Consider the following 19927-nt stretch of genomic DNA (forward strand, 5'->3'; position numbering starts at 1 on the left):
GATTGCTGCGTTGCAAGGGTTTCTCTGGTGCTCATTTACGCCCTGTAAACTCCGCCCCTCAAAATCCTTGCGCCTTGCACTCACACAAAATAAATAGGTTAGGCAAGAGGTCTATTACTAAAATTGGTAAAAAGGTTTGCTTCAGAATCTAATTCATAAATGGGGGCCTGACATAAACTATTAATAATTTTAGCGCTACGCCATGCCATTAATGGCAGGCTTGGCTCGGCTACGCCATATTGATGTCGTGCAGCATTATGGGCATAAATATGATTTTGTTTTGGCCCATCCCATTGGATGGAAAAATCATTATTAAAGCAAAATTGGCCTTCTTTAAGAGGTATTCTATCTGTTAATAAGGAGAGATACTCAGGGAATTCCCACTGGTAGCCAGTACAAAAAATAATAATGTCAGCATTAATAAATTGTTGATTAGTGCCTCCACATTCTGTAAGAACTAATTGATAATAATTGTTAGTGCAATGTAGTTGGCTTAAGCGATGATTCATTATCAGCTTAAAGAAATTCTCTTTTTGCTCTAGAAACTCTAGTTTATAAAGTTGTTGATAAATTTTATTTAATAAGTGCAGAGAGATACCATCACTTGCTGAGGCTTGTTGGTTTAAAAGCTTTACTTGTTTTTCTTTTGCTAACTTAAAAAAGTAATCACTGTATTGTGGCGTAAAAAGTTCATTGGTAAAGGTTGTATCATCGAGAGGCATTAATTGTTCACGTTTACTAAGCCAAACTAGTTGTTTTGGCACCATCGATGTTTCTGACAGCAAATGGTAAACGATTTCAGCACTACTTTGGCCGCTACCAATAATGGCTATTTTTTTATTATGCCAATTCTTTAATTTAAAAAGAAAGTCTTTACTGTGAAAAACATTTTCGTTTAAATAGTTTTTTGCAAACGTGGGAATTTTTGCTATTAGGCCATTGCCTAGTACAATGTTTTTTGTATATATAATTCTTTGTTGAGTTAAAACCTTAAATAGAGATTTTTTAAAAGAAACTTCTTCTATTTTTTCAGCAAAAAATAAATTAGGAAGACTTTGACTTACCCATTGCAAGTAGTTACTAAATTCAGCACGTGGTAGACGCTTAAATTGGGCATTCAGAAAATGATATAATCGTTTATGTTTAGCTAAAAAACCAATAAAAGAATAGGGATTGGTGTGATCTACTAAAGTAACTAAATCATATAAAAAATTTACCTGTAGTTCTGCTTCCGGTAGCAGCATACCTGGATGCCAAAGAAACGATTTATTTTGATCATAAAAACTACTTTTGATGTTTTTTAATGGTGATAATAAAGCAGCCAAGCTTAAGTTAAAAGGACCTATGCCTACGCCAATTAGATCAAAAATTTCTTCTGCCTTTTTATATAACATAATTTATTCCTAATAAACTAAATCAGTTTGGTGTATAGATAATGAATTATTGAATTTATTTTGAATAGAAAATGGGGGCGGAATAAATAGATACTTTTTAGCGGGAAAATTGGGGTATCCTAAGCTTTGCCAAAGATTTTTTGCAAATTTAGGCATAAAAGGATAAAGAAAAAGCGCAAGAGTTTGTAACCACCAAAAATAATTAGGCTGTTGGGGATTTAATGTTTGACCTAACTCTAGCCAATCATCAAGTAAATTTATAGCTAAATGAGGAGAAAAATGCTTAAGACTTAAGTTTTTCTCTTGAAATGATAAAAAAATAATAATCTTTTCTTTTAAATCAGCACAACATTCTTTTGTTATTTTATTTAAGGAGAATGGTTTCCATACTTGATAAATGTATTTTTCAATCCAGCTTAAGGTCCAAGAATAATAGTTATTAAACTCAATGAAATTAAATTGACCGGTTGAATTTTGAACATCAATGGATGCAAGATAAGCACGAACAATATCACTTGAAAATTTATGTTTTGTAATAGCTTCTTCAACCCAAATAGCATGGCGGCGGCTAGTTGAAAATTTATTGCCATCAAGATGGTAGAAATAATTTATCAAATAATAATCGATGGGCTTATATTCTGAGCAGCCATTACTAATACCCAAAATACTACTTATAAAAGGTAAGAAATTATCATGGCCAAAACTTGCTACAGTAGTAACATTAGAATCAATAGCAAAGGCATTTTTGCCAAGCCCTAGTAACTGACCTGCTAAGTCACCAAAGAGTAAAAAATAGCTAAAAATAAAACCATAACTAAATAGCGTAGATGAGTCATTAAAAGAAAGCCCCCAACTACTATGCGTTGTTAAGCGAAATAAATTATGTTGTTGTTTTAAATAAGCGTTAAATTTATCTTTATGCTCATCATTAATTCCTAAATGCTCTAAGTTGACTGTTTTAGGAAGTTTAAGGAATAAATTTTTAACATTATACTTTGTATATTTTAAATTATTGTAAGCTTCTTCAGGTTTATAATGCGCCCCACAATCCTCACAAAAATAACTTTCAGTTTCTATTTTGCACATAGGGCAATAACCTGAAAGCCAACAACCCACTAAATAGCGATTATTTTGGTTATCCCAAGCAAATAACTCACTAACCTGTTTGATATTATCTGTTGCTATTAACCTTTTAAGAATATCATTATGCCATTTTGTATAAGTAGGTAACCAATAATCACTTAAGGGGTTAATAAAATAATCAAGACTAATATCCATAGCGTTGAGATCACTGGCTATAAGGGGGTGATAATAGTTACAAACATTTTCTGGATATTTGCCTTCTTTATCTGCTTGAAGAGTTACATAAGATTCAAAACTATCACTACCACACATCATAAGCACCGAATGGCCTTGCATTTGTAAATAACGTTTTAAAATATCGGCACGTAAATAAGGTCCGCCCACATGACCTAGATGTAATCTGCCGTTTGGTGTCGGCACAGAGGGTATTATTAGATAGTCTTTTTTAGTAAACATTAAAACTTCCTTGATTGTCAGCAGATAAAAAAGGTTAATTAAGCTATAACCCACATTGTTGTTAATTTTTCAGTCATAATCTCTAACGAAGATTGAAAACTATCCCGAAATAGGGTGATTGCCTGTATTAAGTTGCGATTTAAAGTAGCCTTTACTAATTCATCATTTTGCTGAATATAATTAAAGATTACAGTTTGATCGTTTAGATTATTGTTCATGCAAAGATAGCGATAACGAGCGGTGTTATCATAAAGAATATTTTGCAATCGAAGTAGCCAGGTTGATTGACACGCACTAAGAAGCGTATTACTAAACTCTTTCTCAAAGGTATCCCATGAGGTAAGGGCTAGCGGTTTTAGTTCAACTTGGCGAAGAAACTTAGTATAGCGATGCCAACAAGCCAAAATATTGGCTTCCCAAGTGTCGTCACCATGCTCGATGGCAAGTGATAATGCTTGAGTTTCTATCAAGATTCTTGTTTGATATAAATCTTGCATTTCGTCTAGGGAGAGAGGGGCAACATAAAAGCCACATTGATCTTTAAATATTACAAGACCGATTGCGGCTAAATTAGCAAGTGCTTCTCTTAGCGGACTGTATCCTACCTGATATTTCTCTTTTAAGAGCGCCATTGATAATTTTTCTTTTGGCCTAAAAAGCCCCTGTAATATATCTGAGCGCATTTTTTCTAATACTTGAGTAGATTTTGTTTGTTTATGGGTGCTCATTAGTATTTTCTTAAATTATTTAAGTACTCATTATAATTATTTTCGAAAATATGTAAATAATCGAAAATAATTTGTTTTTTAAATTGATCGGTGTAGTTAGCTTTGAACCGAAATTATTTTTTCATTCCCGCACAGATAGGAATTTATTGCTAACTAGGCGAATGTAACTGTTAATAAAGATTTTATTCTTCATTCTCGTGTAGACAGGAATCTATTACTGCCTAGGCAAAATACAAGCATGAAAATAGATTTCCGCCTACGCGGAAATGACAAGATTTTTGGAAAGAACAAAAGTTTTGGAATGGACAAAATTTTTGGAATGGAGAGGTTCTTGGAAAGGGTTACTTAAAGAGAATAACTACAGAAGCTAAATTTTTTCTCTGTCATTCCCGCGTAGGCGGGAACCTATTACTGCCTAGGCACGCTGAGTGTTGAGAATAGATTTACACTAAATGAAGACAATGGTTAAAAACGTAAAGAATATAAAATATAATTAGGCATGAGCGATACGGGAGTTAAGAATTTAATTAATTTAAACAAGATTATAATAATCATTTTTTGAGGAATTACCCATGCTTGATAATAGTACTGGATACGAACTTTTGAAGGTTGGAAGAGAGGGATGTGAATATAAAAGATTAAACGCTTTGCTATAACATCTGACTAATTCGCTTAACTCTTTCTTCACGCGTACCCCAAAGCTCAATAAATTGAGGCGCTTGTTCTAACGACAGTATCTGATATCTATCCTTAAAATAGATATCTTTAAAAAAAGCATCGACTTCTGCACGGTAAGATTTATCTATAGGACGAATACCATCATCTTCAATAGCAACTAAGTGATTTTCATTAATAGAGATAAAAATTAATAGATCAATAAATTGTAGTGCTTCTTTAGTAGGTGCAATTAGGCTTTCAATAAATTTTATATCTAAATCGGTTTGCTTGTAAGTTTCGGTATACAAAGAATACGCAATATAATCTATTGGGCTGCGATCAAAAATTACATTACAGCTGGCATCTTGATATTGTTTAAGGCGACTTAAATTATAATAAAATTGAATACCGTTGCAAAAGCGTGTGGAATCCTTACCAAATTTGATATCATAATTAGCACGTAGAGCACGGTAGGGTTCTTCTTCTAGCTGATATTCTGGATGCTGTTTAACAAAATCAGCAACAAAGGTACTTTTACCTAATGAATGTGATCCGGAGACAGCAATTCGCATAATTGTTCTTGAAAATGACGTTTGCTTTTAATTATAGCAAGTTAGCAAAAACTATTATTAATTGACGTCCTTTTAAGTTTCCTGTAATAAGCTAAGTCTTATTGCGACAGCATGCATAAATATTAATATAAATTAGCCTAAAGTATGAATAATAAAATTGTTGTTAGGTCTTATCAGGAAAGTGATGCCACTGCATTAGCAGCTATTTATTACCACACTATACATCAAATAAATAGCCAGCATTATTCAGTTGAACAAATTAATGCTTGGGCGCCAGCCTCTTCATTGCAGCCTGATGTCTGGAAAGCGAAATGGCAAAAATTATTACCATTGGTAGCTATTGATGAAGGAGAAATTATTGGTTTTGCCGAATTTGAGTCCAATGGACACATAGATTGCTTTTACATTCACCATCAATATCAAGGGCAAGGAGCAGGTTGGGCATTAATAAAAGCTATTGAAGGTCGCGCTCAAAATGAGCAAATTCCACGCTTATATGCTGAAGTTAGTATTACCGCAAAACCTTTTTTTGAGCGCTGCGGTTTTAGTGTTTCTAAACAGCAAAAAGTACTTATTCGTGGTGCTGAATTAACTAACTATAAAATGGAGAAATGGTTAAGCGCTAACACTATAACAATAACAGCATTAACTGAAGATAAAATCCCAAGTGTAGTGGCCGCTTTTAAGAAGTCTAATTGGACTATAAAATCGGCAACTTTGTTTGAGCACTATCTTTTAGAGCAGCAACAACAACAGCGTCTTATTTGGTTAGCCTATTGTGGTAACTATTTTGCAGGCTACATAACCTTGAAGTGGGAATCGTATTATCCACCATTCTACCAAGATAAAATTCCTGAAATTATGGACTTAAATGTATTACCTAAATTTAGAAATATAGGTATTGGCTCTTTACTTTTAGATAAGGCAGAGCAGGAATGTGTATTAAGAAGTAAGCGAGTAGGCATTGGTGTAGGCCTTTATGCTGATTATGGTCCAGCACAATATTTGTATATCAAGCGTGGTTATCTTCCAGATGGGCGAGGTGTTACTTATAATTATAAAGCTACATTACCAGGCGAAGATTATTGCCTTGATGATGATTTAATTCTTTGGTTGACGAAAACCTTAAAAGATTAAGAAGATAAATGCCTACAGCCATATAAGGCTCGTAAATTTTATCTGGTCTAAAGAATTAATTTACTTATAAAGAAGTGCCATAAAAATTAAATCTTCGTAGACACCATTTATATAAACACCATTTTTATGAATGCCTTCAGTTACAAAGCCAAATTTTTTATAAAGGGTAATGGCTGGTAAATTATGTTCGCGGGCGGTTAGCTCAATACGTGTTAATCCTTTTTCCTTTGCTCTATCTAAAGCTTCGCGCATTAAATGGCTACCAATACCTATACCTCGGTAAGGTGCTAAAATACCGATTCCTAAGACACCTCGGTGAGCAAAAATAGGGCGATCTAAGCCCGTAATGTCACACCAGCCAACAACTTTACCCTGGGCTATAGCAACCACATGTGGCCAATTATTACGAATATTTTCTAAAACATAAGCTCTAGTTGTATGAATGGATGGTGCTTCTAAAAAGGCTAGATACTTATGTTCACGAGCTACACTATCAACTGCTAACCAAAACCCCTCGATATGTTCTTTTTGAATAGAAACGATTTCATAATCCATTTATACCTCTCAAGATTAAATACAATTTCTTAATAGCCATAGCTCATGGTTTTTTAAATGGCGGTAAATTGGTTTAAATCCCGCTTTACGATAACAGGCAATGGCCTGATAATTATTTAAATCAGGTGTAACTAGAACATTATCAAATTCTAGAGCAATAAACTGTTTAATTAGTATTTGTAATGCTTTTGAGCCTATACCTTGATTAAGTTGAGAAGGCTCACCAATATACATATCAATAGCTGCAAGTTTAGGTGGTAGGCGATTTAAATAAATATCATCATTAAAATCACGTACATTATAAAATTGCAAGTAACCTACAGGCTGATTATCTGCTTTTATAATATAAGCCTTAAGGGGTTTTTTTTGTTGATTAACGTATTTATAGCCTTCTAGGTAGGTACCATATTTTTCCCAGATAAGGGCTAAATTCCAGTCAATATCACTATCCCACCAAGCTTTAACATGAGGGGCTTGCAGCCACTTTAACAAAAGTGGCAGATTAGGTTTGGAAAGTGGCTTTAAGACAATATTCATAAGAATGAATTTATTTTAATTAACCTAAATTTTCAAGGCAAAGCATATAAATTTAGCTTTAAAATTAATTAGTTTATACGCTTGATTAACAGAAAATTGATTGAATTGATTTTAACATAGCAATTTTTAAAATTGTACAAATATTGACTTAATTTTTCATTAATTGTACAATAAGTAATGCTTATCGTTTTGGAAAAGAGTATGAGAGCCCCAGTTGAAAACCCTTTAAGCCCTCAGGAAATTTATTTTTTACAAAGTCTAAGATCTAACACAATGAGAGTCAATGGAAATGTTATTGTTGATGCGTATGGCAGACCGTTCAGTGAAGCAGGCTTCTTTCAACATAGTGGTCTAAGCGACGTAGAGCTAATTTATATTTTTAGATTTTTTGACCATAAGGAGGAGCTAAGCAAAAAAATATATAATTACTTAACATTAAAATTAACGCGTGATGGCGCCTTAATTTCTCCTAGTCCTATTATTATTTTAAAATCTGTAGATTTTACAGTCAATTCTATAGTTAAAATTTTATCCTTTGGGCCACCAGGTATCGAAACTTTAGATAAGGTATTAAATTTACTTTCCAAGCCTCAAGTTTCTAATCTTATTCAACAACATCAAAGTATATTTGGTAGGGAAAGTGCTGGAGTACTGATTTTAAATTTAGCCCAAGAATTCGGTTGCGAAAATACTGATAAAATTTTATTAAGTGATCAGCAAGGTGCGGCAAAACTAAATTGTATGATAAATTTACTAGCAAATCCTGTGTCTTGTGATTTTATTAAGACTTACCGCAGTATGTTCGGTGAGAGAAATGCCGCGATAAAAATTGCAAGTTTAGCTTCTCAACCTAATAAAGTGCGTCATTTAAACTTTTTAACGTGTTTATTAGCTCACAAAGAATATGCAGAATCTATAAAGTATAATGCTCATTTAAGTTTTATAGTAGATTATTTAAGTCAATTAAATAATCCTAATGAGTTACCCGTTATAAAGTCTGATACGGATTTTAAAATGTTCGTAGGAAAAGCTTATGACGCTGTAATGGAGCTTGAGAGAGAGCGAGTTTGGCAGGAGCTAACCGGACATTTATCAGTAATTCAGCCTGTGGCTCAAAGTTACCCGCAAAATAATGTTTCTAGTACTCAATCTATAATACCTACAAATAGCGCGCCTAACAACTCAACATCATCGCAAGTTAATATTGTAGAAATTTATCCTCCAAAAGAAGACATTGAGGAGAACGAGTTTTTAAATATAGTTAAAAGCCTTAGCAATGAGCCAGATAAATTTCCATTTCCAGAGGGAATAACTCAAGAGGAAAGTACAAACCTAAGACAAACGCCAAGTGTGACAAGCCCTATGTCAAGATTTAACCGGGGTCGATCAAATTCACCTCTTTTTAGTAATAATCCTGGCCCTGGCAGTGAAAGAAATCAGTCTATTGTGCCAGTAAACAATCAATCTAATCCTGGCCCTGGCAGTGAAAGAAATCAGTCTACTGTGCCAGTAAATAATCAATCTAATTTAGGTCAAACTTGGTTATCATTCTACAGTCAGCCGACTCAAAACAATAATGATCAATCATCTATACCGCCAGTATATAGAACACGTAACCCTTGGGAATAAATGTATGGTAGCAATGACTAGCGAAATGAAAGGGTTCATTAATACAAAAAGGCTGGTCACTAAAATTTGTTTCGAATTTACTTATTTACCTGCTCCTTTTACAAAAGGGGTAGGTGAAATTACCACTACCTTTAAGAAATGTAAGTTTAGAGAAAAAGTACTTTTAAAAAACACCTACTAAAATCACACCTTGCAATCTTCTAAATATCCAGCAGCCGAAGCACTACTAATCACAATAATTTTATTAGTGACCGGTGAGAAAACCTCTAACAATTGCAAAGCATCAGATTCAGTCATAGCAAGCATATCTATAACTACATCCGGTTTTAATGCTTGTAGTGTTTTTTTGTATTAAATTAAATGACGCCTATCACCTGTAATTCGTTTTAATGAGGGAAATAGGTGAGTGTTAAATTTATTTCGATTAAAAAGAGTTAGTTCATGCCCATTCTTAAGTAGTAAGTTAATTAAAAAGGGATCCATTAAATTAGTGCCGCCTAAAATTAAGATTTTCATCAATGATATGAGGATTAATTTAAAGTAATGGTTATTTATAAATCACTTTAAAGGTCATAAATTATCATTACAAGAACTATTTTAATATCGATTTATTTCATAAGCCAAACACTACAGCCTAATAACAAGAAAATTCTATTGCTACAAAGGATATAAAAATATAGGATTTTATATATTAGTGATTACCTAAAAAGTAATGAAAAAAAAATTATCTTCCAGCAACTTAAATTTAACCTTGCAAGTTTTAGTTGGAAGCTTATTAGGTATTGTAGTAGGTCTTTTTTTTGGGCCTTATACTAAAATATTGCGCCCCATAGGCGAAATCTATGTGATGTTAATGGAGTCTGTTGTTTATCCTTATATTTTTGCCTCACTTATTCACGGGCTTGGCTCCGTTACACCACGAATTGCTACTAAAATCTTTAAAAAAAATTGGTTTTTTTATTGGTTTCTTATAGTTCTAAGCTTTTTTATTATCTGGTTTTTGTCGCTTGCGCTGCCTGAAAGTAATTCTTCTATAATTGGCTTAAATGCAACTAGTTCAAATTCCGTGCAAGGATTTTTAGAGCGTTTAATACCGAATAATTTATTTTCAGCACTAGTTAAGAACTATATGCCAGCTATTATTGTTTTTTGTCTTTTTTTTGGCTTTGCGCTACAACATTTCAAAGAAAAAGAATCTGTACTTGAAATGTTAAATGCTGTTAAGAGCGCCTCATTAAAGATTTGGAATTGGATTATTTTAACTTCACCTTATGCCGCATTTGCCTTAGTTGCTTATACAACGGGAACTATTTCTTTTACTACCTTTGAGGACATCACAGCCTATTTGATTTTATTTTTTCTAGGTTGTTTTATTTTAACTTTTTGGTTTATTCCTTTGTTAATAATTAGCTTTATACCCTTAACTTATAAAGAAACAATGGTTTTACTGCGTGAAGCATTATTAATTGCTTTAGCAACAAGTTTATCAGTTGCAGCGCTACCTTATATTGAAGCTAGTACTAAATCTTTACTGGTAGAAAGGCAAAAGCAGTTAACTGGGGAAATGGGAAAGGTTACCGAAACAATTACTACTATGAGCTACCCTTTTGGCCAAATTGGAAATTTATTTTTATATCTATTTATTATTTTTGCTTCACTTTATTTTCAGCATCCTATTATTTTAGAAAATGTAGGTAAGATTTTTTTAATCATATTAACTTATTTTTCTTCACTTGGCTCACCCAGTTCAACTATAGATGCCGTTAGTTTCTTAGCAAATTGGACATTCCTGCCTAAGCAAACCACCAGTCTTTATGTTGAGTTGTTACCAATTACCCGTTATGGCCAGGTATTAACTTCAGTGATGGGTATGGCATTTATTAGTATAGTTGGTACGTTTGCTTATTTTAATTTATTACGAGTACGTTGGCGGTCGCTTGTTTTGTGTATGTTATCAACCGCTATAATCTTAAGCGCTTTATTTTTAATGGATTTAAAATCCAACTTCTTTCATGCCATATCTAGAAATTCTTTTTTAACTTTTAGGTTATCGCCAAACCTTATTTCCAGCACCAAAGTCTCATTTGATCCTGCTTTTTTAACTAATATTTCATCGCCAACAGCGAGTAGGTTGAGGCGTATACAGGAAACAGGCGTTTTACGAGTAGGATATAATGAACACATGATTCCTTTTGTGTATTTTAATGAATATCATGAATTAGTAGGTTTTGATGTTGCTTTTATGTATGACTTAGCTCGAACTTTGGGAGTTGAGTTAACCTTTATTCATTTTGATTTTCCTAACTTAATTAATGATATCGCTGCTGATAAGTTTGACATTGCTATTGGGTCAATCTATGTAATATCAAGTCGTTTATTAAGTGCAGCTTATTCGCAGCCTTATTTTCATGACCAGCCAGCTTTTATTGTTAAAAAAAATAGAGTTAAAGACTTCAAAGATGTAGATTCAATTGCACAAATTAAAAATTTAAAAATTGCAGTTTTTAATGATCCAGTGATGATACCGCTTGCAAAAGAAAATTTTCCTAATGCTAAACTTGTTATCATACCCAATATGGATACACTACCAGAGTATCCTGATGTTGATGGGTCATTATGGACGCAAGAACATGCGCAAGCTTGGGCCTCTGTTCATCCTGGTTATGCTTCAGTGACTTCCTATGGTTTAAAAAATAATGCTCCATTACTCATGGCTTATATTTTAAGAAAAGATGAGCAAGATTTTTTATGGTTTTTAGATTATTGGTTAAAAATAAAAGAAACAGACGGCTTTAGACATCAAGAGTACGAATATTGGTTACTCGGAAAACCCAGGCCTTCTAATGAACCGCGTTGGAGCATTATTCATAATGTCTTACATTGGGTATAGATAAAAGAGGTCTAATGAATCTTTCGAGGGTACTTAAATTTTAATTTATTGTGAATTAAAGCAATCAAAATTTAAAATTAAATTAAAAAGCACGTTAAGTAATTATAAAGAAGATAAATTGCTGTAACTATTATAACTTGTTACAGCATATGTAAAGATATCTAAGTTAAGCTAATTATAGGGTAGGTTGAATTTTTAATTTATCCTACTTCATATACTTGACCTGTTTGTGCTCCTTCAACACTTTTTGCAAATGCTTTTGCAACAGTTGCTGCAGGCACTGGGATAAAGCCTTTAAAAAAGTTACCATAACTATCCATTGATTCAGCTAAAACAGTAGGACTTACAACATTAATACGTAAGCCTTTAGGAAGTTCAATAGCGGCAGCTTTCACAAAGCTATCAATAGCACCATTTACTAATGCAGCTGCTACGCCAAACTTAATAGGATCGCGACTGATAATACCACTTGTTAAAGTAAATGAGCCACCATCGTTAATATAATCTATACCACAAGTAACTAAATTTACCTGCCCCATTAATTTATTATTTAATCCTAGTGCCCAGTTCTCAGAGGTAAACTCTCTTAAAGGGCCAAAATGAACTTGACCTGTTGTAGAAATAACAGCATCAATCCTGCCTACTTCTTCATACATTTTTTTTATTGATTCTAAATCGCTAATATCAACTTGAATATCGCCATTATTTATACTGGCAATAATAATTTCATGCTGATCTAATTCATTAACTACAGCTCGCCCTAAAGTCCCTGTGCCGCCAACAATTAATATACGCATTTATTTTCCTAAATTTAATTTATAGCTTTTTGTTTCTAATAATAACGTATCACGTTAAGTGAAACTATATCTATAGATAACATTGCTCGCAAACGATAAAGCCAGAAAGGTTATAATAAAATAGCTAATTTTTAACTGCCATTAAACGATAAAATAAAGTTTCAAATGGGCTATATTGTTAACCATGAATCGTTCAAATTTATCTGGATAGACACCAATTAAAAAATCACTAAGACCATAGGAAAAAGATTCCTCTTCTACAAAAACACTTTTCTTTTGATTGACAAAAGGTAGAACAAGTAAGTCGCCAGCATATTGAAATTCGACAATGACATCAACTTCGTTATAAGTTAAAACAACTTCAATGCTATTAGTAGCTAAATCCATGTTTTGCAGATGTTGTATAATAGCTGCAGTGGTTAAGTTAATTCGTTTTATAATTGCCTCATTAATTTTCCATCGCCTGCTTTGTTCTAAGATAAACATAGTTAATTCGCTTTTAGACATATTTTCTTTTAGATTAAATACAGCTTGTTTACGTATGCCTAGACGAAAAAGTAAATGTAGGGCTAGAGCAATAACAACTGATAAAGATAAAGAAGTAGAGGTAACCGTTTGAAAAATAGCTGGTAACGATGAATAGAAGGGTTCATATATTTTTCGGCTTAAACCAAATAATAATGCTAACCCTATAACATAGGTCATTCGTGTATCAATATTTCTTGAAGACATAACGCTAATTCCGCCAACAATCATAAAACTTCCAGTAAACATTAAAGCTGGTCCAATGACAGACATTGGCATAATAAGTAATAACGAAGTAACTTGGGGAAATAAAGCTAAAATAATTAAAAGAATACTGGTTGTAAAAGCAATATATCGACTTGTAGCCCCAGTTGCCTTAGAAACGCCAACTAAACTTGGCCCAGTACTGATACCTGGAATGCCACAAATCCCTGCTGTAATGGCACCTAAACCATCAGCCAGTACGCCGCCTTTTATTGATTTAATGTTGGGTGTTTTCCAAGAAGGATCATTTATTTTTTGACAAGTAGTAATCACACCAACTGTCCGTAAAGCAGCGGCAATACTAGATATTAAGAAAGGAAAAACTAAGGAAAGTGAAAATTTATAAGAAATAAAATTAATATTTGGCCAGGCAAAAAAAGGAATTGCCTGAAGCTTAGTTATTTCTGCAGGGTCAATTGCACCTAGTAAGTAGGCAGCTAAAAAACCTATCACAATGCCAATAAAGGAGCAGATAAGTTTGATAATACCGCGCCACCAGATACTAAAGCTTATCATAGTCCCTAAAGTAAGAAGGCCAACTATAATGTGTTTAGCCGGTGACATATGATAGGGTCCGGCGCCTGCTTCTAGAAATTGGCTTAAACCTTCTAAACCTAAGTCAATACCTACAACTGAAATAATAAAGCCTGAGATACCAGGTGGAAAAATAGCTCGTAATTGATAAACAAATCGTGAAAAAATGATTTCCAGTAAGCCAGCAAAAATAGTCATTCCCAACACTAAGGGTAGGCCACCAACTGCTGCAGCGATCAAAGAAGATTTAAGATAAATAGCCGAAACTACAGGAGCTGCTAGATAACCTGAACCAAGAGGTGGTTTAAGTGCTTGCAGGCTAGTAGCGATAGCTAAAGCAATCATCCCCATTCGTACAGAATCTAATGCAATATCACTGGAGAGATGAGCCGCTCTTACAACAATTATAATTAGTACCAAATACACGGTCATTAAAATAACATGTTGTATAGCAAGTAAAAATAATTTTACAAAAGGGGGCTTATCATTGACTCCATATATTAATTCATCATCATCCATTAATAGTTAGTCCTACTTATTTTAAGGTAAGCTTTTATCTATAGGATCAAAGATAGTTATCAAATTCAGGAATATTAAAAATTATAGCCTGCTTTTTTGTAAGTTAACCCTTAAGCGATAAACTATTTTTAAATAAAGATAAATTTATATAAAGTTTTTTTATTTAGAGAAGATAATTAAGCAAAGTAATTTAAAATTTTTAATGAGCTTACTTGAGTAATTTAAGACACTATAAACTAGCGTGATTGCTAATTACCCAAGGGTTATTTAATAAAGAAATATCCCAATAGATTAATCTATTACAATAGGTTATTGCAGATCTTGCCTAATAAAAAAACATGTGGGTTTTAAAGTAATCGGATTCTTAAATTTTTAGAGTTTATTTATAGACAATATATTATTCGTTTGTTGTACTAATAGTTTATTCTATAGAAGATAGGGAAATCACTTATGTTAACCTTTCATAGCTTTAGGTCAATTACATTTATTTTACTCTTCTTCCTAACCTTTAACCTCTATGCCCTAGATGATACAAATCTCGCGTTAAACGCTCGTGCTTGGGCTAGTACAGAAGGTTTACCAGCTAAAAATGCAGTTGATGGGAATCCTAACACCCGCTGGGGCTCCATTATAGGTATTGATCCTTCCTGGCTTGCCGTTGATTTAGGTAAAGCTTATAAATTAACTAGAGTTGTTATTGATTGGGAAGCTGCTAATGCTGAAATTTATGAAGTACAAGGTTCCAATGATGCTAATAATTGGACAGCATTAGCTAAAAGAACCGGTGGCCTCTTTGGCAATCGTACTGATACAGTTAATATTGCAGGTACTTATCGTTATGTGCGTATTTATGGTACCAAACGAAGTGTTGGTAACCAGTGGGGCTATTCTATTTGGGAATTAAAAGTATATGGTGATAATGATAATCCTCCTCCACCTAATGGTGATTTTGTACCTTTATACTCAAGCAGTACACCACTTGAACCTAGCACAGTAATTGAAACACCAACGTCTTTAATTACACGCTTTGCTGATCGCGCTCGTGATAGACATGCTCGTGAAGATGAATTTCATGCCTATGAGCATTATTTACCGTTTTACTTTGAATATCGTACCATTCAAGTGGAGCTAGTAGATGAAGTCGCTAAGGGCGGTAATCGGATTATTGCTAATGTAAAAACCTTATGGCCTTTAAGTGCACCTGAGTTTCGTGCATTTTATCGAGGTATTAATACAGTTGCTGAATATCATCATAATGTTAAAATGGCAGTTACTTCAGGTGATCGTTTAAATTACTCAACAACTATTAATTTTAATCCTAAAGAAAATCGTCCATTGCGAATTGGCGATCGCATGGAAATAGAAATTAGTGAATTTTTAGATAATCCTCCTCGTGGCCGCAGTAACTACTATGGCACTGTCTTTTTATACATAGTTGGACAAGGCATTGTACCTTGGGAAGCACGTGGTGTGTTTGGTAATCCTAATACTGAGCGAGAAGATTCTTATCCTATTGCCCAAGAAGCTTGGCTAGGTGGAAAAACAACGATTCATCATCAATATTCTGCTGAACCGCAAGAGCTTTTTAAACAAATGGCCACTAATACCTCTAATATAAATGGCCAGACTTTTATGCTAGGGCGGCGTATTCATCATACAGATATGATAACGGGTAATCATTCTGAAGCAGGTAATCCTAACTTTCCTGAGTTAGCTAATAAAGTAGGGGTTAACTACATCAATCGTTCTTGTGTTGGTTGTCATGTCAACAATGGTCGCGGCCTTCCACCAGCGGTTAATACAACATTAAGTAATTATCTGGTTGCCGTGTCTAATGCGGCAGGTAACGGTCCTCATCCTAAATTAGGGTGGATATTACAACCTTTTGCACGATTTGGAGCGCCTGAAGGTGATGTAAGAATTAAAAATTGGACGGAAATTAATGGCTTGCGCCGTCCTAATTTTCAATTCAGTGTGGTACCTGAGCACTTTACAGCCCGAATTACACCACAATTAGTGGGCATGGGCCTTCTTGAAGCTATTCCAGAAAGCGCTATTGTAGAAATAGCTAATAATCCGAATAAAGGAAATGGGGTCGCTGGACGTATTAATATTGTAACCGAGCAGCCAACTAATTTACCCCGGGTTGGCCGCTTTGGTTGGAAAGCTGGAAAGGCAACTGTAAGAGAGCAGCTTGCCGCAGCGCTACACAATGATATGGCCGTGACTACTTCTGTCTATCCCTCACCAGATTGTGGCCTTGAGCAAACTAATTGTGGACCAAGTGGAGCTGTGTTAGCTGATCAATACCTTGATCAATTAACTACCTACATTCAACTCTTAGGCGTTCGAGCTCAGCGCAAGTCACAGGATCCAGTGGTGCAAAAGGGGAAAGCTGCTTTTAATCAAATCGGTTGTGCAGCGTGTCACATACCTACCTTTACTACTTCACCGTATCATCCAAAAGCTGAATTACGAAACCAAGTTATCCATCCTTATACAGACTTACTTATTCACAATATGGGCCCTGAATTAGCTGACACTTTAGGCGAGGAATCGGCTAGTGGTGCGGAATGGCGAACGGCTCCGCTTTGGAATATTGGCTTGACTGCGGGAGTAAGTGGCGGTGAAGGTTATTTACATGATGGTCGGGCCCGTACTTTAAATGAAGCTATTTTATGGCATGGCGGTGAAGGAGCAGCTAGTCGCAGCGCTTATCAAAATCTATCTCCGGATTTACGTAATGCTTTAATTGAATTCTTAAAATCGCTCTAACTTCTTCTAAGTATGTTGGCTTAAGCCAACATACTTTAAAATTAATCTGTCATTAATAGTTAGCTTAGAAAAAGCTCCTACGCGCTCAGCTAGCTTGTTTTAGTTAGTTTTAGTATTTGTTAAATTAAATTTTTTAAGAAAGTATCGGCGATAGATCAGATCCAGGTTCTATATTGACGCTTTGCAAGTTACCTTTGTGCTGGTTTAATGTTCCTATAACTACCGATAAATCAGGTCTTTTGGTTTCATCCTCTGAAATCATCGAGATTATTAAATCATAAATATCTTTTTCTTCATTGGTTGGGGTTCGATCATTTAATTTAAAAATAGGAATATTATGCTCCTCACTGGTTTCTACTTGGCCAAAGTCAAATAATTCAGCTAAATTTATTCCTAATTCATAAATTTCTGAAGCTGCTGTTGATCGTGCCACATAATTAGGATCGCAATAACCTGGTGTTCCAGCGCGCGGATGTTCTGCTTGAAGTTTTAAACTAACGGTTTTTTTTGTTTCTGAGACTAGTTCATATTGTGGATTAAAAAACTCTTCATAATTTTCTTCATCAAGAATTTTTCCAGTCTTATTGTCTTTCCAAATTGCTGTTGAGGTAACTACTTCTTGTTGAACAATTTGTGCTGCATTACCAAAGTCGACCAAGGACGCTTTAAGATGGCTATCAGCTAATTCTGAGATGAGGATATTTTTCGGTTGTAAATCACCATGATAATAACCCAAGGAATATTTACTAGGCTGGTGTAAAGCTTGTAAGTCTTCACTAAGAGAAATTGCGATATCAAGATAATTTTCTAAAGTATATTCTTCCCGCTTCTGCTTATCTTTAATGATATCGAAAACAGGTGTGCCACAATAATCCATTAGAATATAAAAATGCATGAGTTCATGATTGGCACTCAGATTCTCTTCAATAATAATTTTTCCCATTGGTGTACGGTTAAGATGTTGCAAAGCTTTAAGCTCACGCTCAGCTTTTTCTCTGATCTCCTTTGACGTAAATTGAAAGGTATTAACCTTCCTACTTATAGGCGCACTTCTTGAGCCTTCAAGCGTTTCTGTCTTAATTTTTTTAAATACATCACTTTCGGAAAGTGATTTTAAGGTTTTTTTATGAGAAGAATCTGCTGTTGTCACTTCCATGGTTTTTAGGACAAACTGTTTCTTTACATAATCTTCAAGTAGGTCAATTTTCCCAAAAGAGCCTGAGCTCAAATTTCGTACTACAACATAATAGTTATCGCCGTTTTTAAAAATAGTCCTTTTTGGCTCCTCTAATTCATGTAAGCCGTCTTTTTTATTCGCTAGTTTTTCTGCAATTTTAGAAAAATTTACTTCCTCAAGATTTTGTTCACTATTAAAGAAACGGAGCATAAGTTCTCCTAATTACCTAGCTGTATATTATTATAGCTAATTAATTTATAAATGATCATATTGATTCTTATATTAACCAATGGTTATTTTCTATAAATGTGATTTGAAATATGAGGGTCCAGGCAAAGGTCTTAGTTAGTATCACAGCTATTATTAATAAAAAGGTCTATCAGCTATAAATTTTAAAGTCATAAATGTTGATTTTAACGGAATGATGGAAAAAATATTTGCGAAGAAATTTGTAGCTTATATAGCTAAAGACATCATGCTAATCTCTTAGCTCTCTTAATAAGGCGATGAGCTATCGATATCTTTTATTCTCTTGAGTTTCTTGAATACAATCATCCACCACTCCTTTTCTCTTATTATAAATGGCATGACTACTTAAAATACTGAATCTATTTAAATTAGATACAGTTGTTAAATTAGATATAGTTGCCTGAGGGGGACTATTATTTTTACTCTCCCAAATCTCTTGTATTCGACTTGTTAGAACCAAAGACTCAATTGGGGTAAGAAGTTGATATTCATCTAAAGTTTTTAATAATAAACAGGTATCTTCTTGGGTAAGCGGGTCGTTATCTTTTCTTCTAAAATGATAATGGCCGTCCTCATCATAACTTTTATCAATCCCTGCATGATAAATAGAGCTATCTTCGGTAGAATGGTCTATTACATATGTCAAAGAAGATTCAGGCGAATTTTCAAGCTTATCTCCTACATTCATGAGAATTAACAAGTCATCGTATTTAGTAAAATAAATAGTAATATTAGAATCTTTAATAATTAGGTAGCGAATAGAGGCTTGTTCGCATGGTGTTAAAACTACCAATTTAGTCTCAAAATTAATCAATATGAATATATTATATACTTTTGCTTGGCAAAAGTCATCTCTTTAGCGTTTTTAAAGATTATTTAAAGAAATCCTATCAATTTGCTCTTTAATTAATCATTAATTATGCTGATCGCCTTTCTAGGCAAAGGTTGGCCAATGAATAAAAAATTATTAGAAATTATAAAAAATTTATCTAATACGGATAAAGAGAAATGTAACAATCTAAACATTAAATTAAATTTATTACTTTGCGTAGAAGTACCACAATGGTTAGATGAATATAAGCAAGAGGATGAAGATAAGTTGGCTTTTGCAATAAGTAATATTTTATATGAACTAAAAAATTATATAAAAGAAACTAAATGGAAAGTAGCTGGATTTGGATTATTTAAAGGCGGTGTTATTAATAATGACCAACGCGTACCACATTGCGTTGATAAGATCTTTAAAACAATTCAACAATTTGAAAAAGATGAGATAAATGCTGTAGCAGCTTACGAGAAGATAGTCAGTGATGATAAAGATGCCTTAATTGCACCTCATCGTGGTCAACATAAAAATACTAGCAATTTTTGTCTAGACCTAGTTAATCATGCTTGGTTGGCTAAAAAGGAAAATCGTTATACTTGTATATCATTAGCTGTGTAAGATTT

The 19927-nt window shown here is 33.8% G+C and carries 16 protein-coding genes; 5 read left to right on the top strand and 11 right to left on the bottom strand.

Annotated features, from left to right (window positions below; all coding sequences use genetic code 11):
• Positions 1–98: 98 nt before the first annotated feature.
• The 4 genes from ACNVED_RS05800 to ACNVED_RS05815 all read right to left on the bottom strand — a co-directional run bounded on the left by ACNVED_RS05800 (position 99) and on the right by ACNVED_RS05815 (position 4890).
• Positions 99–1394, bottom strand: coding sequence for a lysine N(6)-hydroxylase/L-ornithine N(5)-oxygenase family protein (locus ACNVED_RS05800; RefSeq protein WP_419420808.1), 1296 nt, complete (start codon positions 1392–1394; stop codon positions 99–101).
• Between the two features lie 9 nt (positions 1395–1403).
• Positions 1404–2933, bottom strand: coding sequence for a class I tRNA ligase family protein (locus ACNVED_RS05805; protein ID WP_419420809.1), 1530 nt, complete (start codon positions 2931–2933; stop codon positions 1404–1406).
• 38 nt (positions 2934–2971) lie between these two features.
• Positions 2972–3661, bottom strand: a complete 690-nt coding sequence (locus tag ACNVED_RS05810; protein ID WP_419420810.1) for a GntR family transcriptional regulator — start codon at positions 3659–3661, stop codon at positions 2972–2974.
• A gap of 650 nt (positions 3662–4311) precedes the next feature.
• Positions 4312–4890, bottom strand: a complete 579-nt coding sequence (locus ACNVED_RS05815) for an AAA family ATPase (protein WP_419420811.1) — start codon at positions 4888–4890, stop codon at positions 4312–4314.
• A gap of 144 nt (positions 4891–5034) precedes the next feature.
• Here ACNVED_RS05815 and ACNVED_RS05820 point away from each other — a divergent pair, with 144 nt between their 5' ends.
• The gene (locus tag ACNVED_RS05820) at positions 5035–6027 is read left to right on the top strand and encodes a GNAT family N-acetyltransferase (protein WP_419420812.1); all 993 of its coding nucleotides are present in this window, start codon (positions 5035–5037) and stop codon (positions 6025–6027) included.
• A gap of 60 nt (positions 6028–6087) precedes the next feature.
• On the opposite strand, the gene ACNVED_RS05825 is transcribed toward ACNVED_RS05820, so the two are convergent.
• The gene (locus tag ACNVED_RS05825) at positions 6088–6582 is read right to left on the bottom strand and encodes an N-acetyltransferase family protein (RefSeq protein ID WP_419420813.1); all 495 of its coding nucleotides are present in this window, start codon (positions 6580–6582) and stop codon (positions 6088–6090) included.
• Positions 6583–6597: 15 nt separating this feature from the next.
• A complete protein-coding gene (locus tag ACNVED_RS05830) occupies positions 6598–7119 on the bottom strand; it encodes a GNAT family N-acetyltransferase (RefSeq protein WP_419420814.1) in 522 nt (173 codons plus the stop codon).
• A 201-nt stretch (positions 7120–7320) separates the two neighbouring features.
• Between ACNVED_RS05830 and ACNVED_RS05835 the strand changes: the two genes are divergently transcribed.
• Complete coding sequence (locus ACNVED_RS05835; protein ID WP_419420815.1) at positions 7321–8748, top strand: hypothetical protein; 1428 nt, start codon at positions 7321–7323, stop codon at positions 8746–8748.
• A gap of 183 nt (positions 8749–8931) precedes the next feature.
• On the opposite strand, the gene ACNVED_RS05840 is transcribed toward ACNVED_RS05835, so the two are convergent.
• Positions 8932–9054: a hypothetical protein gene (locus ACNVED_RS05840; protein ID WP_419420816.1), complete on the bottom strand. Its 123-nt coding sequence runs from the start codon at positions 9052–9054 to the stop codon at positions 8932–8934.
• Between the two features lie 406 nt (positions 9055–9460).
• On the opposite strand from ACNVED_RS05840, the gene ACNVED_RS05845 reads away from it, so the two are divergent.
• Positions 9461–11638 carry a cation:dicarboxylate symporter family transporter gene (locus ACNVED_RS05845; RefSeq protein WP_419420817.1) on the top strand — a complete coding sequence of 726 codons (2178 nt, stop codon included), beginning with the start codon at positions 9461–9463 and terminating at the stop codon, positions 11636–11638.
• A gap of 200 nt (positions 11639–11838) precedes the next feature.
• Here the strand turns inward: ACNVED_RS05845 and ACNVED_RS05850 are convergent, their stop codons facing one another.
• Both ACNVED_RS05850 and ACNVED_RS05855 read right to left on the bottom strand, forming a co-directional pair.
• Positions 11839–12435 carry a short chain dehydrogenase gene (locus ACNVED_RS05850; protein WP_419420818.1) on the bottom strand — a complete coding sequence of 199 codons (597 nt, stop codon included), beginning with the start codon at positions 12433–12435 and terminating at the stop codon, positions 11839–11841.
• A 141-nt stretch (positions 12436–12576) separates the two neighbouring features.
• Positions 12577–14277, bottom strand: a complete 1701-nt coding sequence (locus ACNVED_RS05855; protein ID WP_419420819.1) for a uracil-xanthine permease family protein — start codon at positions 14275–14277, stop codon at positions 12577–12579.
• 450 nt (positions 14278–14727) lie between these two features.
• Between ACNVED_RS05855 and ACNVED_RS05860 the strand changes: the two genes are divergently transcribed.
• Positions 14728–17052 (top strand): di-heme oxidoredictase family protein, encoded by a 2325-nt coding sequence (locus tag ACNVED_RS05860; protein WP_419420820.1) that lies wholly within the window; start codon positions 14728–14730, stop codon positions 17050–17052.
• Between the two features lie 133 nt (positions 17053–17185).
• Here ACNVED_RS05860 and ACNVED_RS05865 read toward each other — a convergent pair whose 3' ends face one another.
• Positions 17186–18439, bottom strand: coding sequence for a protein kinase domain-containing protein (locus ACNVED_RS05865; RefSeq protein ID WP_419420821.1), 1254 nt, complete (start codon positions 18437–18439; stop codon positions 17186–17188).
• Positions 18440–18740: 301 nt separating this feature from the next.
• A complete protein-coding gene (locus tag ACNVED_RS05870) occupies positions 18741–19271 on the bottom strand; it encodes a hypothetical protein (protein ID WP_419420822.1) in 531 nt (176 codons plus the stop codon).
• A gap of 159 nt (positions 19272–19430) precedes the next feature.
• Between ACNVED_RS05870 and ACNVED_RS05875 the strand changes: the two genes are divergently transcribed.
• Positions 19431–19922, top strand: coding sequence for a hypothetical protein (locus ACNVED_RS05875; protein WP_419420823.1), 492 nt, complete (start codon positions 19431–19433; stop codon positions 19920–19922).
• Positions 19923–19927: the final 5 nt, after the last annotated feature.

It is taken from the genome of Legionella sp. D16C41 (genome assembly GCF_048541585.1).
In the GTDB taxonomy this organism is placed as follows: Bacteria; Pseudomonadota; Gammaproteobacteria; order Legionellales; family Legionellaceae; genus Legionella_C.